Below are 15,840 nucleotides of genomic sequence, written 5' to 3'. Positions count from 1 at the left end.
GAAAGTTTCTTCAAAATATATATTACGAGGAAGGTGTAAAAATGGGAAATACGTATGTCCTGATTGACGAACAGAATTGGAAGCGAGCCATGCATTGCAAGGTATTTAGAGATTGTGTTGAGCCGGCCTTTTGTGTCTCTTTTGAATTAGATATTACGAATTTTTTGCAGAAAATTCGTGAGAAACACTACTCTTTTACGTTTGCGATGATATACAGTGTGACGGTTTGCGCCAATCAAATCGAAGAGTTCCGTTATCATTTTTTAGACGGGAAGGTTGTCCTCTATGATCAGATCGATACGGCTTTTGCCTATCTTGATAAAGAAACAGAGCTGTTCAAGGTGGTAAATGTTCCGATGGAAGAGACACTGGAGAAGTATCTGGTTTCCGCGGCGAAAAAAGCGGAGGAGCAGGAGGAATATTTCACAGGACCTTTAGGAACCGATGTCTTTCAATTTTCACCGCTACCGTGGGTATCCTTTACCCATATTTCCCACACCAATGCTGGGAAAAAGGACAATGCCACACCATTGATTGATTGGGGAAAATATTTTCAGCGAGAGGGTCGAATCCTATTGCCTTTTTCAGTACAGGCGCACCATTCCTTTGTTGATGGGCTACACATTGGCAAGCTGGCGAATACTTTGCAAGCATATTTAGACGCTTTTTAATATAATGAATGAGAAAGAAAGGCGAATAAGCAGTGAGGGATAAAAAATGATCACGAACATTGAAGAATTGTATACAGCGTTTAGTCGGGTCATGTCGCATAAACGCTGGTGGGATACGGATGATAAATGGGAGATTCTGTTAGGGGCGGTACTCGTCCAAAATACGAATTGGCGCAATGTGGATTATGCGTTGGATAATCTGAAAAAGGAGACACGATTTTCACCGGCAAGCATTTTGGCTTTGGAAAAGGAACAGCTGCAGGAGCTGATCCGGCCAAGTGGTTTTTACAAAGGAAAATCGAATACGATCATGGCCTTGCTAACGTGGTTAAAACATTATCAATTCGACCTGCAAAAAGCAGCTACTAAAGATTTTTCGTCGCTACGGAAGGAGCTGCTGGCGATTAAAGGGATCGGTGAAGAGACCGCGGATGCACTGTTGGTCTATGTCTTTGACCAATCAACCTTTATTGCAGACAAATACGCGCAGCGGATGTTTGAAAAATTTGGCTTTGTATCTGCTGGCTATAAACAGCTAAAGGAAAAAATTATCTGGCCTGAGACGATGGACACTGTCAAAGCGCAAAATCTTCACGGCTGGATCATTGAGTACGGTCAAGTTTACTTGAAAAATGACGAGGTTTGGCAAAGTGGCCCTTTGAAGGATTTTAAGCTCGAATTAAGGGAATTGGACATTTAGCGATAAAAAGTGTCTGCTCTTTCCCTTTAAGGTATTTCGTGATATAACATTTCAGTATTCTGTCGTAAAAACAGAAGAGACATCATAAGGAGCGATCGCATGGTCACATTGAAATCGAGTAGAGAAATTGAACAAATGAAAGAATCTGGCGCTATCTTAGCGGGTATCCATAAGCAATTACGAGAGATTATCGTTCCTGGAATCACAACGAAGGAAATCAATCAGTTTGTCCAAGAAAGAGTCGAAGCCGCAGGTGCCACCGCAGCTCAAATTGGCTTTGAAGGCTATGAATTTGCGACTTGTACGAGTGTGAATGACGAGATTTGTCATGGATTTCCTTCGAATTATCGATTGAAATCCGGGGATGTCTTGAAGGTTGATTTTTGTGTTGATTATCACGGTGCGATTTCTGACAGTTGTTGGACGTATGCAGTCGGCGAGATCACACCAGAGCATCAAGCGTTGATGGATGTGACCAAGGAAGCCTTAAGACTTGGGATTGAACAAGCGCAGGTGGGAAATCGTGTGGGTGATATTGGTCATGCTATTCAAACCTATGCAGAAGGAAAAGGCTATGGTGTGGTACAGGACTTTTTAGCACACGGCATTGGCCCGACGATCCATGAAGAACCCTTTTTTCCACACTTCGGAACAGCTGGGAAAGGTCCACGCTTAAAAGAAGGTATGACGATCACGATTGAACCAATGATCACAACAGGGACATGGGAAGCAGGCATTGACGGCAATGGTTGGACGGCTCGAACGTTAGACGGCAGCTACTGTGCGCAATATGAGCATTCCATAGCAATTACTAAAGAAGGACCAGTCATTATGACGGAACAAGACGCATAAGATCGAATAAACAGGAAACCAAACAACGCTTTGGTTTCCTGTTATTTTTATATATTCAATTGCTTTCAAAAAAATTAAAAAAATGAGTATTATGGTTTGATTAAAAGGTTTGTTTTTCGGATAAGATAAATTATTTCCTTTACCCTATTTACAAAATTGTTATTTTAGTTATATCATATTGAAAAGAAAGTATGTTAAATGGAGGGGTAAACATAGAGGCAGTGAAATTAGGGCAGCGACAAATATTTCTAATGAAGAAGGAGAACTTAACCAAAAGAGTTCAGCTTTTTTATGCTAAGAATAAAAATATGGAACATTTCATTCAGTACATGGTCGCTATTCTCGTACGGGATTCTCTTAGCAAGGGGACCTTTACTGAGCCGTTAAAAAATCTGATTCGTGAAGTGTATCTGACATTGGAGCCCAATGACACCATGCGCCAGTATAGCCCTTTTTTCAAAGCCTTCTTTAACGGAAGCGAATGGAAGCAGCTGATTAAAAAGCTATTCAAAAATGAATCCGCTTATTTTGCCTATACGGAAGAGGCTCGTTTATATAGCAGCTATTTAGAAGAGTCGGGGACACTTAATAATCGCAGAGAGGGCTTGATTTATCACGTAGAAACGATCTTTGAAGACGCTGAAGGGAAAAAGCATAAGCTAACGATTCCGGATACGGATCCCACCAAAGATGAAGCGTTGACTGCAAACATTCTACGAACATTGTCCACTTTGACAGTTTTTGAAACTGGCGGTGTCCGAAAATTTGTTGAATTCATCAGCTACAAAACGCCAGGCATGACCATTGCTACAGCCTTCAATAGCCGAAAAGCAGAGAAAGCTGCTCAAGCTGCAAAAGAGGAGAAAGATGAGGCTGGACTGTTTCAAAAAGAACAAAACAAGACAGTACAGATAAGAAAGCTGTTCAAAAAGCAGCGGACAGAAACGCAAAAATTCCGTCATTAATAAACGACTATAAAACGAATAAGGCTGCGAAGATGGAACCCTCAGTAAAAGAAAGTTCTGATAAAAATGATACCGCTACCACTACAAGTGAGAAGAGCGCGCTTTCGTCTAATACGGATCAAGCAGCTGAAGAAACATCAAGGGAAAAGTCAAACAAACCAGATTTGTCATCGCCGACATCAGATAATGCTCCCAATCTCTTTGGCAAAGTACGATCACAAATAAAAAAGGGACGAGAAGACCGACGGCTGAAAAGAGAGATCGATAAACTGATGGGGAATAAGAAGAAAAAGAAAAAGCGGAAATAGTGACTGAGCGAATAGAGTTGATTTGATATTTAGGAAAGGGCTTCGTACCTTCAGCAGCGTCTTTCTACGCCTCATTTTTAGACAAATCGTCAAAATAGTCTAATTTTTCGAAGGGGCGAGTGCGTCTTGTTTTCAATAAATTTTTCCTGCTGGTATGCTGAAACTAGATTATCAGAGGAGGGAACATCATGAGATACACGAATGGAAATTATGAAGCTTTTGCTAGACCGAGAAAACCAGCAGGTGTTGACGAGAAGAGTGCATATATCGTTGGAGCCGGATTGGCTGGCTTAGCGGCGGCTGTTTTTCTGATCAGAGATGGCCAAATGAAAGGGGAGCGAATCCACATTTTTGAAGAGCTTTCCTTATCCGGCGGGTCGTTAGATGGAAAATTTATTCCCCATGACGGCTTTGTGACACGTGGTGGTCGCGAAATGGAGAATCATTTCGAATGTTTATGGGATCTTTTTCGCTCAGTGCCATCGCTGGAAGTAGAAGACGCTTCTGTTTTAGATGAATTTTATTGGTTGGATCATGATGATCCTAACTCATCCAATTGTCGCATCATCCATAATCGCGGTGAACGTGCGGAAGACGACGGCGACTTTACCTTGTCGAAGAAAGCGCAAAAAGAACTGGTCGATCTATTTATGACGTCAGAAGATCAATTGATTGGTAAGAAAATCGAAGATGTCTTTGGTGATGAATTCTTTGCGTCGAACTTTTGGTTGTATTGGTGTTCAATGTTTGCCTTTGAAAAATGGCATTCTGCAATCGAGATGCGCCGCTATGTGATGCGTTTTATCCATCATATCAAAGGGTTGCCAGATTTTACCGCCTTGAAATTCACTCGGTACAATCAATATGATTCTTTAGTCAAACCGCTATTGTCCTTTTTGAATGATCATGGGGTCGATTTCCAATATGAAACGAAGATCACGAACATTCAAGTTGATGCGACTCCTGACAAAAAAGTAGCGAAGAAGATTCAGTTAACCCGTGCAGGCAAAGCAGAAGAAATCGACTTAACTGAAAAGGATCTCGTTTTTGTGACAAACGGTTCGATCACAGAAAGCTCCACAGAAGGTGATCATCATACGCCGGCGCCAATTACTCACGAATTAGGCGGCAGCTGGAATTTGTGGAAGAATTTAGCGAAACAGTCTGATGAGTTTGGGCATCCAGAAGTTTTTTGTGACAATCTACCTGATGAAAGCTGGTTTGTTTCTGCAACAGTTACTTGGGAAAACTTTGATATCGAACCGTATATTTCACGATTGACGAAGCGTAAATTACGGACGGGAAGAATCGTGACTGGCGGAATCATTACGATCAAAGACTCGAATTGGTTGATGAGCTTTGCAACGCATCGTCAGCCTCATTTCAAAGAACAAAGTGACCAACAAACGGTTACTTGGGTCTATGGCTTATTGTCTAATACCCCGGGAAATTATATCAAGAAGCCGATTGAACAATGCAGCGGGCAGGAAATCGTACAAGAATTGATGTATCACTTAGGTGTACCGGAAGAAGATATCCAGAAATTCTCTGAAAAATCCTGTGTCGTAACACCGGTCTATATGCCGTTTATCACGTCTTATTTCATGCTGCGGGAACCTGGCGACCGTCCATTAGTCATTCCTAACGGGTCAGAAAATCTAGCCTTTATCGGAAACTTTGCTGAAACGGAACGGGATACGGTCTTTACTACAGAATATTCTGTTCGAACAGCAATGGAAGCTGTCTACTCCTTCTTAGATATTGAACGCGGCGTACCAGAAGTTTTCGCGTCAGCGTATGATATTCGTACACTGGCAAATTCCGTTTACTATTTGAGTGATCGGAAGAAGCTTTCCGAGATGGATCTGCCTTATGTAGAGAAAAAAGTGCTGGGTCACTTTGTTAAGAAGGTTGAACATACCTATATTGGCGATGTGTTGAAGGACAATCATTTATTATAAAAAGAAGGATCACTTTCTTTCTATAAGGTAGGGTTGTTCCCTCTGCCAAATACAATGTAAAAAATAATCACTATAATAATCTCATTCTCCTAAAGGAAGCTTCTTAGAGAATGAGATTTTTTTAATATGAAAGCCTCTTTTGTAGTATAATTTTAATCATAAAAACAAGGAGGGCAACGGATGATCAAGATAGCAATTGTTGGGTATGGAAACTTAGGGCGCGGGGTGGAGCGAGCATTAAAACAAAGCGCAGATATGGAATTAATAGGAGTTTTCTCAAGAAGAAATCCGGCAACCGTTCAAACAGATGGCGCACCTGCTTTCGCGATGGAGGAACTAATCGCGCAAAAGGGAAAGATTGATGTCTGCATTTTGTGTGGCGGTTCGGCGACTGATTTGCCGGTCCAAACACCAGAAATCACTAAAAATTTCAATACCATCGACAGCTTTGATACGCACGCGAAAATTCCTGAGCATTATGCAAATGTCGATCAGGCAGCGAAGGAAAATCAAACAGTCTCAATTATTTCGACAGGCTGGGATCCAGGGCTGTTTAGCTTGAATCGCTTATACGCGGAAAGTATTCTGCCGCAGGGAGACACGTATACTTTTTGGGGCAAGGGCGTTAGCCAAGGCCACTCAGATGCTTTACGCCGAATTGAAGGCGTCGCGGATGCGATCCAATATACGATTCCAAAAAGCGAAGTCATTGAGAAGTTAAAAGCTGGGGAAAAGCTGGAGCTGACGACACGCGATAAACATCTACGCGAATGCTTTGTCGTTCTTGAAGAAACGGCTGACGAAAAAGCGATTAAAGAAGAAATCGTGACGATGCCCAATTACTTTGATGAATATGATACGATCGTTCATTTTATTACCGCGGAGGAATTGAAACGAGACCACCATGCGATGCCTCACGGCGGAACCGTGTTGCGAACAGGAACGACTCATGAAGACACCAAACAGGTAATCGAGTACAACCTGCAGCTAGAAAGCAATCCAGAGTTCACAGCGAGTGTTTTGGTTGCCTATGCAAGAGCCTGTGCGCGATTGGCAGAGGAAAAACAATTCGGTGCTTTTACCGTATTAGATATCGCACCGAAATATTTATCCCCCGTTGATGACGCGACTTTAAGGAAAGAATTGTTGTAGACAAAAAGCGAAGGGACCTATGAAGTGTGTTCCCTAGGTTAGACCAAGTCTAGCAATTCTCTACCAAGTGACCGTTTATGGGGTATCTTACCGTAAGATAAAAGGACTATTAAAAATTTAAGTGTTTGAAAAACAGGGGCTTATCGCTTAGGATAAGCCTTTTTCTGTTCCAATCCAACCATTCGATTATTTAGCAAAAGTGTGGTAAATTTATGCCCCAAAATGATAGGAGGGGTGAAAGCCATGCAATTGACCCAAGAAGTAGTACTGCAAAAGCTTTATAATCTGATATTGAATCCGAATACGCGCGAATGGGAGCGTTACTTGCTGACAACGGCTAAAAATGGATTGGGTGAGCCTGCAAAGTTCAATGAACAATTGGCTAAACTGGAAGCGGAATTGCGGCCATTGGCGTTGCGTAATAATCTGACACCGGACGTGGCTGATTTTTATCAGGCGATTACAAAAAGGGAAGCAGGCATGGAACAGTCTGTAAAAGACCAGCATTTTATTTCAGAGCCAGCCAATCAGGAACGCGCGATTTTTGCTGGCGGCTGCTTTTGGTGTATGGTGGAGCCTTTTGAGACATGGCCGGGGATTGTCTCAGTTTTGTCTGGGTACACTGGCGGGAATGTCGATAACCCAAGCTATGATCAAGTCAGCAGCGGTGTGACCGGACATGTCGAAGCCGTGGAGATTATTTACGATAACCGGATTGTCAGCTATCAGGAGTTAATGGATCTCTATTGGCAGATCATCGATCCAACGGATGCCTTTGGACAATTTCAGGATCGCGGTGCTCAATACCGTCCGATAATTTTCACTACCAACGAAGAACAACGGAAAATTGCCGAGAATAAGAAGCAAGCAGTCATTGATTCTAATCGGTACAGTAAACCAATCGTGACAGAAATCAGATCCGCAGAAACCTTTTGGCCCGCGGAGAATTATCATCAAGAATTTTACAAGAAGCAACCGAAGCGCTATAAGGCCATTAAACGTGAACGCCAACAGTTTTTAACCTATCAACACTTAAAAGGGAAAATACGCGAAGGATGGAGTCGCAAGAAAAAGGGTTAGAGAAACTCAGTAATAATCTTTTTTTACGGTTGACATTGTTGCTAGAAGCGATTATAGTGAATACATACCAACTGAATGTATGGATAGGAGATAGAATGTATGGCTCGGAATAAATACCCAGAAGAAACAGTAAATAAGATTATAGAGGTATCTATGCAGCTGTTTTTAGAGAAAGGATATGAGCATACGTCGATTCAAGATATCGTCAATAATCTTGGCGGCTTATCAAAAGGCGCGATCTATCATCACTTCAAATCAAAGGAAGATATCTTAGATGGAGTAATGGATAAGCTGTATCAAAACAATGAGAATGAACTCGAGCATATCAAACAGCTTGAAAAAAATAAAAGTATGAACGGCTTAGAAAAGCTGCAGTCATTATTCACATCGGCTTTAGAGAATCCACGGCAGGATGATATGTTTCAAATGGCGCCAGACTTTTTGAAAAATCCTCAAATGCTGGCAATACAGCTAGAAGGTATTTTCAAAGAATCTGCTCCTCATTATGTACAGCCGATTATTGAAGAGGGGATCGCAGATGGATCGATTCAAACAGAGTATCCGAAAGAGCTAGCAGAAGTGATTCTACTATTGATAAATATTTGGTTGATTCCATTGATTCATGACGATGATCCAAGCAGTGTCGTTAATCGCTTCGCTCTATTCCAAGAAATGATGGCTAAACTGGGGATTGAGGTTTTCAACGAAGACGCAATTAAACGTTTGGAAAAATTTCGCAAATTGTACGAACAAAAAAAATAATCTCTGCCTGCAAAGGCAGTTTTATTTTAAAGTTATACATACCATCGTTCGGTATCAAATCATAGTATTCGTTTTATCAAACATGAAACGGCTAAAATAAAATCGAAAATAAGAAGGAGTGTTTAAAATGGAACAAAAAATGAGTAAAAGAAATGGGTATCGTACAACTGGTGAGGAGCAAAAGGAGAGAGGCGTAATGGAACGACTTGGCAGTGCCCTTGCAGTAATCTTTTCAGGGATCTTTATTGTACCGATCTTGACTGTATTGACAGGAGCTTTTGGAATGATCGGGATCGGATTGCCCGTGGTAGCAGTATTGAATCTGTTGGGAATTCTTCATATTCCTTTTAATGTCTTATTCATCACCTTGACGGGAATGCCGCAAGTGTTCACTGGAGTTATTGTAGGAATGATCTTCATTGCTTTATCTTTCTTATGTGGCGGCTTGTTGAAAAAATACATGGCTATTGCCAAACGAACGTTTTAATATAGGTATTAAAGTTGCTAATTTTATTCGTTTAGGATGAACACAAAAACAGAGGAGAAATTCTCTGTTTTTTTTCTTCTATGCCAAAAAACTATGATATCAAAAGGAAGTCGATATAAATTTTATTCAAATAGGAACGGTAGTTTTAAAAATTTCGCCTTAGAAAAATTCCAAAGAGTAGTTGCTATCAATCTGAACAGAATAGCTACTTCCCTTTCGTAACATGCAGAAGACAGTATTTTTATATATGAACAATGATAAAATAGCTTTAATAAGAACTAGCAAGTCTTTGAAAGGGGGATTCGATGTTTGTTCATGAATTAAAGCTATCGGAAATAGGCAACCACTTGGAGTATCCCTTCGGTGTTTTTGCTATTCAGGAGATCCTGCGCAGGGGTGGCCTGTCGTTTGAAAAACCAGTGACCTTTTTATCAGGGGATAACGGAACAGGGAAATCCACAATTTTGGAAGCGATCGCCGTTGCTTATGGGATTAATCCAGAAGGAGGCAGTCAGAATTTTAACTTTAACACGGTAGAAAGTCATTCGAATTTGCATGAATCAGTTTGTTTAATTAGAAAAGGAAAAATTCCAAAGACCAAGTTTTTCTTACGTTCCGAAACGTATTACAATGTGGCCTCGGAATTAGAGGAGCTATCAAGAGATCCGATCGAAGGAGGGTTAGCCTTTGCTTCCTATGGTGGAAAATCTTTGCATACCCGCTCTCACGGAGAAGGCTTGTTGTCCATCATAGAAAACCGTTTTGGCAAAGATGGCTTTTATCTTTTGGATGAGCCGGAAGCAGGGCTGGCGACAAGCAGACAATACACTCTATTGCAGGAAATTCATCGGTTGGTCAAGGCTGGCAGTCAATTAATTATAGCCACCCATTCGCCGATCTTATTGGGCTATCCAGAAGCGACGATCTATCAGTTTTCTGAAGCAGGTTTAGAGAGTTTGCCGCTAGAAGAAACGATTGCTTTTAAGGAAACGAAGCTCTTCTATGATGATCCCAATCGTATGCTGTATTACTTGCTAAACTAGTCAGAGGCTTTCTTTTCCCTGTTGAGCTGGTCAATGCTAGAATTATTCTTAGCAGGATTCAAGGAGATGGGAAAGTGAAGAATTTGAAAAAATATGGCTTCTATTTTTTACTAATAGGAGTGCTCAGTGATTTTTTAACTCCATATATTTTAGGATTTTTTTATCCAGAACTCGATCAGATGACGTCCGTGATGAGTTTGTTCGGTGATGTTGGAAGTCCAGTTCGTACGGCCTTTTTAGTTTGGTCAGTGGTTGCCGGGTGTTTTTATGTTCTCTCTTTACCGGCGATTTACGCAGCATTTCAGGCTATTTCTAAACCATTAGCTGGCTTAGCTGCTGCTGCGATTGGCTTCTATGGGATCGGAGATTGTATTTTTACGGGCCTATTTAGTGTAGATACCGCAGATGCCCAGTGGAACGTTTCAACTTGGGTACACAATGTCGGCTCGGGGATCGGCTATGCTGGCTTTTTACTTTTTCCGTTGATTTTGTATTTGATCTATAAAAAGAAAAAGGATCACCAAACGAGTCGCCGATACCTCTTTTTCTTTTTACTCAGTATTGCAGTAGCTGCAATTTATGGGTTGGCACGCTTGCCGCAATTGACTCCATTCACTATTTTCAAGCAATTAGGATTTTGGCAACGAGTGAGTTTTGTTTTTAATTATTTACCGATCATTTTCATGTGTTGGCACCAGATAAAAAAATAATTAAAAATATTTTTTTATCTGAAAAATAAAGTATTTATGACGAAATGATTTGTATTAGGAACTCAAGACCGATATGATAGAAGAAAGTCTTTTAATAGTTATTCTAAAGGAGAGAAAGATGAAAAAGTTGAAATTGGTTATGGTTGTTGCCTTTGCATTGGTTCTTTTTGCAGGATGTAAAAAGCAGGCACAGGATGAATTTTCTGAAGAACTAGTGAAGCAGGGGGAGATGAATGCAGGGGAATACTCTGCTGTGATTGATAAAGTATCAATAGAAACAAAGGATGCTGATGCACCGACGCGTACAATGATTGATATGGCAGCAAAAATGATTAGCGGAACAAAAATCACAGGTGATTACCAACAAGATAGTGAGAAGGAATTAGTGGCAACGACTATGTCCATTGATGGATTAGGTCAGAAGCTGCCTTTAACGCTATTTATGGATGTAAAGAAACAGTCCGTCTATATGAGTACAGATTTTATGACGGAATTAGTAGACATCGCAAAAGAGTTCAATCCAGATGTTCCATTTGACGCGAAAGACTTTGAACAGTTAAAGGGTAAATACATCTATGCGAATGAGGAAGATCTGGAAAAAAGCGGAGACAAGAAAGATACTGATTCCAAGAGTGAGGCTGTTAGTCCAACATTAGTTAGTGATTATGTAGCGACTTTAGATCCGGATTCTTTTGAGAAAGAGGGAGATACGCTGAAGCGTACCTTCACCAAAAAAGACATTCAGAACTTTATCAAGTATGCAAAAGAAAACGGAGATAAAGAGGCCAAGGAGCTTGTCAAAGAACTAGAAAAAAATATGGATGATTTAACTGAGTACAAACAAACGACAACCTTGAATACGAAAAAACATACACAAAAAACAACAATGAGTCTCACAATGAAGGACGAGGATACTACTGCTCAAATAGGCTTGACGCTAAATAATCAAGCGAAAAATTCAGATAAAAAGATCAAATTGCCTAAGAAAGCTGAAACGATCTCAATGGAAGAATTTCAGGAAATCGTTGAGACTGCGCAAGAAAATAATTCTCTGGTCTCAGAAGAAGACTTCAATGATTTGCTGGATGCGATCAGAAGTAATGGAAGCCAACTGTCTCAAGCAGAAATTGAGCAGATCAAGGAGACCTATGAACCTTATTTGACAGAAGAGCAGTACAAACAATTAGAAGAAGCTTTGGATCAGGCAAGTCAGATGGCAGCATAGCATAAAAGGATCAATCATTTTACATGATTGGTTCTTTTTTTACAGTCTGCGGCATGGTAACCTTATAGGGACGACAATCACATGAGAAAGAGAAGAGGCGGTTTTGGTCCGGCGCACTACTCATTACGCAACTGAAGTAATTTAGTGAAACGTGGAAAAGGATTCTGACATTGAATAAACTGAAAATTTTCGAAAGAAAAGACAGTTTATTTGGTGTGCAGAAATTTTCCACGTTTTTTTGGTGTCTGCTGGATTGTCGTCAGGTAGAAAGAGGAATAGAAAATGATCAATAAATTGAAACGAAATATCCCAATATTCAGTACTAGCAAGGATTCCATCTGGTTAGATGAGCACCTGGCACCGCAAATGCTGGCAGCTCATTTGGATACAGCGTCTGATGGGGCTACGAGAAGGGAAGAATATATCAACCAATCCATGTGCTGGCTGACCGAAAAATGTCCGGTGCAGGAATTTCCGAAGCTGTTGGATCTTGGCTGCGGTCCAGGAATTTATGGGGAAAGCTTTTATGAAGCAGGCTATCAGGTAAGCGGCATTGATTTTTCAGAATTGAGTATCGCCCATGCAAAGAAATCTGCGGAGGCAAAGAATTTCGCCATTAATTATCAATGCGGCGACTATCTAAAGGAAGACTTAGGACAGGATCGCTATGATCTGATCGTCTTGATTTATTGTGATCTGGGGGTGTTTTCGCCAAAAGACCGGAAGCGTGTCTTTCAAAAGGTTTATACGGCTTTGAAAAAAGGCGGACGATTTGTTTTTGATGTTTTTACGACAAGTAAGTATGAGACTTTTGAGGACAAGCATACGTGGCAGCTGGAAGAAGAGAATTTTTGGACAAGTGAGCCGTGCCTGCATTTATCTGCTCAAAAGAAGTATCCAGGGACAGCGACCTATTTAGATCAGCATTATTTGTTGTATTCGGATTCCTTCAAAGAATTTTTTATTTGGGAAACGGTCTTCACTGAAGCAGAGCTGTCAGGGGAATTGGAAACGGCTGGTTTTACCACGATGGAGGTCTATGGAGATATTCGCGGCTCACAGCCTTCCTCTGGTTCTGAAACCCTTTGTTTTGTAGTGGAAAAATAGGATTTCCACGTTGTTCCTTGCTATAATGGAGAAATAACGAAGCAAGAAGAGGTGGACGGATGAAAACAATCGGACTATTAGGCGGCATGAGCTGGGAAAGTACAGTGACCTACTATACGCGGATCAATGAATTGATGAATCAGACATTAGGCGGGCTGCATTCAGCCAAAATCAAGTTGGCAAGTGTAGACTTTGAAGAGATCGAGCAATGTCAGGTGAGAAATGAATGGGAAAAAAGCGGAGAGCTTCTTGGAAAAGAGGCGCAGCAGCTAGAGCAGGCGGGGGCTGATTTTCTATTGATTTGCACCAATACCATGCACAAAGTCGCACCACAGATCGCAGGTCATATAGCTATTCCGATTCTGCATATTGCTGATGCGACGATCGCGGAATTACAGGCCAATAGAATTAAAAAAGTCGCGCTTCTAGGGACCAAATATACGATGACACAAGAATTCTATAAGCAAAGGATCATTGATAGCGGGATCGATGTCTGGATTCCCAACGAGCAAGACATCGAGACAGTGAATCAGATTATTTTTGATGAATTGTGTCATGGTAAAATTTTAGAAGCGTCTAAAGAAAGATTCATCGCAGTCATTCAGGAGGCTATTGCCGCAGGTGTAGAGGGGGTCATTTTAGGCTGTACCGAAATTGGTCTGTTGATTCAGCAAAAAGATGTCACGATCCCTGTTTTTGATACGACGGAAATTCATTCGCAAAAGGCTGTTGAACAAGCCTTGGAAGAATAGCTGAGGCCCATGATGAAAACCATTCTTTTTGCGCCAGCAACATTCAACTTGGCAGAAACGACACGCATGATTGAGATTGCGAAGGTTTTACGCCAGGAGTACCACTGCGTTTTTTGCGGATTCTCTAAGACCTATTTAGAATTGATTAAAGAAGAGAACTTTGATGTTACGTTAATGCAGCCGACGCTGACAATTCAGCAGGAGAAGGCGATCTTACAATTTGATCAAGGAAAAAGTTTGAAAAATCCATTTACCAGCGAAATCGTTGCGGAACGAGTAGAAAACGAACTAGGGTTGTTGAAGCAGCTCGCTCCTCGTGTCATTGTGACTGGCAGTAATGTGACGATGTTCTTATCTGCACGTATCAGCAAGATTCCGTTGGTGTATGTCAAACCAATCGCGATGTCTCGCCCGCACTTTGATCATGAAAAGGAATGTATCATTCCAAGCCAACTAAATAAGGCGTATCTCCCAGCAACTGCATTGTGGCACGTCTTTCTCAAAGTGGCGAAACAGCTAACTTGGAAACCAAGAGCATTCAAAAAAGCAGCACGAAGCTACAATCTTCCGCTGCCTAAGTATACGTTGGATCTGCTGGATGGGGATTTGAACTTGATCACCACCCATCCAGCTTTTACGACAGAAGTAACGTTCCCCGATAATTACCAATCGGTGGGACCGATTTTTGCTCGATTACCCTATACGATGCCAACGGAGGTTCTTCAAGTAATAGAGCGGGCACGTGAAAGCAACCGATCAGTGGTGTATTTCGCCATGGGCAGTTCAGGCAATCAATCACTGGCTGAAAAGCTTTTAAGTTATTTCGAACAAACCGATTTTGAGGTGATCGCCCCCATTAAAAGCTATATACAGGAGCAGGCTGCGCCAAGTAATGTCCATGTATTTGACTGGCTGCCGGCGCTTGGTGTTTCTGAATTAGTTGATTTTTCAGTGATCCATGGTGGTGAAGGCACGGTCCAAACCGCTTGCTCTTCAGGCAAACCGTTTATAGGAATCGGGCTGCAATACGAACAGGAGGTCAATGTCGCTTATTGCGAAAGATTCGGCAATGCCGCAGCAGTCAGTCCAAATAACCTTTCAGCTCAAGCACTGGAGCAAGCGATTAGACACATTCGTACCCCTGAGACGCAGGCGAAAGCCCAAGAGATGAAACGATTAATGCAAGAAGTAAACGGGGCGGAGGCCGCAGCCGAAGCAATCAAGGAGCATTACCTTTAAAATAGACAAATAAAGACATCCAGCTTTCAACAAAAGCCGGATGTCTTTTTAACGAGTTCGTTTTCTCATGAAGAGCCCAGCGATCAATCCCAATGCGCCACAACCCAGAAGCGTGACGATCGTTACAAAGCTCATCTCAATAATAGAATATACATTGGTTTGGTTAGCAACCAAGTTGGTTACAACGACTGCTGGAATCGCTAATAAAGACGCAATTCCTAAGCAAGAGCCCATATTCCAATGCAACAGTTTTCGAATGCCAATGTTAATCCAGAAATATGCGATCCAAGTCAACGCGATAGGTAAGCCTATCGGCCGTAGCCAGTAAATCGGCGCATCCAAAAAATAAGTATTTACGGTTCGTTCCAGCACCATGAAATAAGGAACGACTAGCACAGTGAAGATTGAAACGGAATGAATCACCCGCGCATTCTTACTAAAAAACAAAGCATCCAATAGCATCCCCGCAAAAATCAAACTGCTCCCTACGATACGAAACCAGGTAAACTGATGATCAATCGCTAAGTTTGTAACCGCTGTTATCCCAAATACTAAAAAGAATAAAATCCAGAAAAGCTTCCTACCCCAACTTCCCTTTTTATTCGACTCTTTCATTTATTTTCCTCCTTCCTCCTGCTAAACAGAGTGAACGTTTTATGCCCTTTTCTTAAGTATAGCAGTCGAAGGATCGATTGCTATCAGACTTATGTCCTATTTTGGCTCAATCTTTTAAGTATATTGGGAAATTTAAAGAATGAAAGGAGGAGAACTTTTCGGACGAAGGAATTTATTATGAGGGAATTTCAGTTTTATCAAAATCATTGCT

The 15,840-nt window shown here is 41.3% G+C and carries 17 protein-coding genes; 16 read left to right on the top strand and 1 reads right to left on the bottom strand.

Annotated features, from left to right (window positions below):
- From RV13_RS11000 to RV13_RS10925, 16 genes are all read left to right on the top strand, one after another.
- Nucleotides 1-671: CatA-like O-acetyltransferase (locus tag RV13_RS11000; protein ID WP_346218130.1), on the top strand; the 671-nt coding region annotated here is incomplete at its 5' end.
- A gap of 46 nt (nucleotides 672-717) precedes the next feature.
- On the top strand, nucleotides 718-1,371 hold the full coding sequence (locus RV13_RS10995) for an endonuclease III domain-containing protein (RefSeq protein WP_010746894.1): 654 nt from the start codon (nucleotides 718-720) through the stop codon (nucleotides 1,369-1,371).
- A gap of 99 nt (nucleotides 1,372-1,470) precedes the next feature.
- Nucleotides 1,471-2,223, top strand: a complete 753-nt coding sequence (gene map, locus RV13_RS10990; protein WP_010746893.1) for a type I methionyl aminopeptidase — start codon at nucleotides 1,471-1,473, stop codon at nucleotides 2,221-2,223.
- A gap of 308 nt (nucleotides 2,224-2,531) precedes the next feature.
- Nucleotides 2,532-3,188 carry a hypothetical protein gene (locus RV13_RS10985; RefSeq protein ID WP_141743118.1) on the top strand — a complete coding sequence of 219 codons (657 nt, stop codon included), beginning with the start codon at nucleotides 2,532-2,534 and terminating at the stop codon, nucleotides 3,186-3,188.
- Between the two features lie 32 nt (nucleotides 3,189-3,220).
- Complete coding sequence (locus RV13_RS10980; RefSeq protein WP_010746891.1) at nucleotides 3,221-3,496, top strand: hypothetical protein; 276 nt, start codon at nucleotides 3,221-3,223, stop codon at nucleotides 3,494-3,496.
- A 188-nt stretch (nucleotides 3,497-3,684) separates the two neighbouring features.
- Nucleotides 3,685-5,457, top strand: a complete 1,773-nt coding sequence (locus RV13_RS10975; protein ID WP_010746890.1) for an oleate hydratase — start codon at nucleotides 3,685-3,687, stop codon at nucleotides 5,455-5,457.
- Nucleotides 5,458-5,637: 180 nt separating this feature from the next.
- Nucleotides 5,638-6,609 carry a diaminopimelate dehydrogenase gene (locus RV13_RS10970; RefSeq protein WP_010746889.1) on the top strand — a complete coding sequence of 324 codons (972 nt, stop codon included), beginning with the start codon at nucleotides 5,638-5,640 and terminating at the stop codon, nucleotides 6,607-6,609.
- A gap of 243 nt (nucleotides 6,610-6,852) precedes the next feature.
- Nucleotides 6,853-7,689: a peptide-methionine (S)-S-oxide reductase MsrA gene (msrA, locus tag RV13_RS10965; RefSeq protein ID WP_010746888.1), complete on the top strand. Its 837-nt coding sequence runs from the start codon at nucleotides 6,853-6,855 to the stop codon at nucleotides 7,687-7,689.
- 99 nt (nucleotides 7,690-7,788) lie between these two features.
- Nucleotides 7,789-8,451 (top strand): TetR/AcrR family transcriptional regulator, encoded by a 663-nt coding sequence (locus tag RV13_RS10960; protein ID WP_010746887.1) that lies wholly within the window; start codon nucleotides 7,789-7,791, stop codon nucleotides 8,449-8,451.
- A 127-nt stretch (nucleotides 8,452-8,578) separates the two neighbouring features.
- Nucleotides 8,579-8,938, top strand: a complete 360-nt coding sequence (locus RV13_RS10955) for a hypothetical protein (protein ID WP_010746886.1) — start codon at nucleotides 8,579-8,581, stop codon at nucleotides 8,936-8,938.
- 305 nt (nucleotides 8,939-9,243) lie between these two features.
- A complete protein-coding gene (locus RV13_RS10950) occupies nucleotides 9,244-9,981 on the top strand; it encodes an AAA family ATPase (RefSeq protein WP_028020473.1) in 738 nt (245 codons plus the stop codon).
- Between the two features lie 74 nt (nucleotides 9,982-10,055).
- Nucleotides 10,056-10,691, top strand: a complete 636-nt coding sequence (locus tag RV13_RS10945) for a DUF998 domain-containing protein (protein ID WP_010746884.1) — start codon at nucleotides 10,056-10,058, stop codon at nucleotides 10,689-10,691.
- Between the two features lie 118 nt (nucleotides 10,692-10,809).
- Nucleotides 10,810-11,916, top strand: a complete 1,107-nt coding sequence (locus RV13_RS10940) for a hypothetical protein (protein WP_010746883.1) — start codon at nucleotides 10,810-10,812, stop codon at nucleotides 11,914-11,916.
- Between the two features lie 282 nt (nucleotides 11,917-12,198).
- Nucleotides 12,199-13,023, top strand: coding sequence for a class I SAM-dependent methyltransferase (locus RV13_RS10935; RefSeq protein ID WP_010746882.1), 825 nt, complete (start codon nucleotides 12,199-12,201; stop codon nucleotides 13,021-13,023).
- 59 nt (nucleotides 13,024-13,082) lie between these two features.
- Nucleotides 13,083-13,775, top strand: a complete 693-nt coding sequence (locus tag RV13_RS10930) for an aspartate/glutamate racemase family protein (protein ID WP_010746881.1) — start codon at nucleotides 13,083-13,085, stop codon at nucleotides 13,773-13,775.
- A 9-nt stretch (nucleotides 13,776-13,784) separates the two neighbouring features.
- On the top strand, nucleotides 13,785-15,014 hold the full coding sequence (locus tag RV13_RS10925; RefSeq protein ID WP_231371724.1) for a glycosyltransferase: 1,230 nt from the start codon (nucleotides 13,785-13,787) through the stop codon (nucleotides 15,012-15,014).
- Between the two features lie 48 nt (nucleotides 15,015-15,062).
- Here the strand turns inward: RV13_RS10925 and RV13_RS10920 are convergent, their stop codons facing one another.
- Entirely contained in the window at nucleotides 15,063-15,629 is a 567-nt protein-coding gene (locus tag RV13_RS10920) for a hypothetical protein (RefSeq protein WP_010746879.1), read from the bottom strand.
- Nucleotides 15,630-15,840: the final 211 nt, after the last annotated feature.

It is taken from the genome of Enterococcus raffinosus, assembly GCF_001886185.1.
Classification (GTDB): domain Bacteria; phylum Bacillota; class Bacilli; order Lactobacillales; family Enterococcaceae; genus Enterococcus_A; species Enterococcus_A raffinosus.
The sequence above is the reverse complement of the archived record's forward strand: the minus strand, read 5'-3'. Positions and strand labels throughout refer to the sequence as shown.

Coding starts and splice junctions, on each gene's coding strand:
- RV13_RS10995 (WP_010746894.1), top strand. CDS start 718: ATGATCACGAACATTGAAGAATTGTATACAGCGTTTAGTCGGGTCATG.
- map (WP_010746893.1), top strand. CDS start 1,471: ATGGTCACATTGAAATCGAGTAGAGAAATTGAACAAATGAAAGAATCT.
- RV13_RS10985 (WP_141743118.1), top strand. CDS start 2,532: ATGGAACATTTCATTCAGTACATGGTCGCTATTCTCGTACGGGATTCT.
- RV13_RS10980 (WP_010746891.1), top strand. CDS start 3,221: ATGGAACCCTCAGTAAAAGAAAGTTCTGATAAAAATGATACCGCTACC.
- RV13_RS10975 (WP_010746890.1), top strand. CDS start 3,685: ATGAGATACACGAATGGAAATTATGAAGCTTTTGCTAGACCGAGAAAA.
- RV13_RS10970 (WP_010746889.1), top strand. CDS start 5,638: ATGATCAAGATAGCAATTGTTGGGTATGGAAACTTAGGGCGCGGGGTG.
- msrA (WP_010746888.1), top strand. CDS start 6,853: ATGCAATTGACCCAAGAAGTAGTACTGCAAAAGCTTTATAATCTGATA.
- RV13_RS10960 (WP_010746887.1), top strand. CDS start 7,789: ATGGCTCGGAATAAATACCCAGAAGAAACAGTAAATAAGATTATAGAG.
- RV13_RS10955 (WP_010746886.1), top strand. CDS start 8,579: ATGGAACAAAAAATGAGTAAAAGAAATGGGTATCGTACAACTGGTGAG.
- RV13_RS10950 (WP_028020473.1), top strand. CDS start 9,244: ATGTTTGTTCATGAATTAAAGCTATCGGAAATAGGCAACCACTTGGAG.
- RV13_RS10940 (WP_010746883.1), top strand. CDS start 10,810: ATGAAAAAGTTGAAATTGGTTATGGTTGTTGCCTTTGCATTGGTTCTT.
- RV13_RS10935 (WP_010746882.1), top strand. CDS start 12,199: ATGATCAATAAATTGAAACGAAATATCCCAATATTCAGTACTAGCAAG.
- RV13_RS10930 (WP_010746881.1), top strand. CDS start 13,083: ATGAAAACAATCGGACTATTAGGCGGCATGAGCTGGGAAAGTACAGTG.
- RV13_RS10925 (WP_231371724.1), top strand. CDS start 13,785: ATGATGAAAACCATTCTTTTTGCGCCAGCAACATTCAACTTGGCAGAA.
- RV13_RS10920 (WP_010746879.1), bottom strand. CDS start 15,629: ATGAAAGAGTCGAATAAAAAGGGAAGTTGGGGTAGGAAGCTTTTCTGG.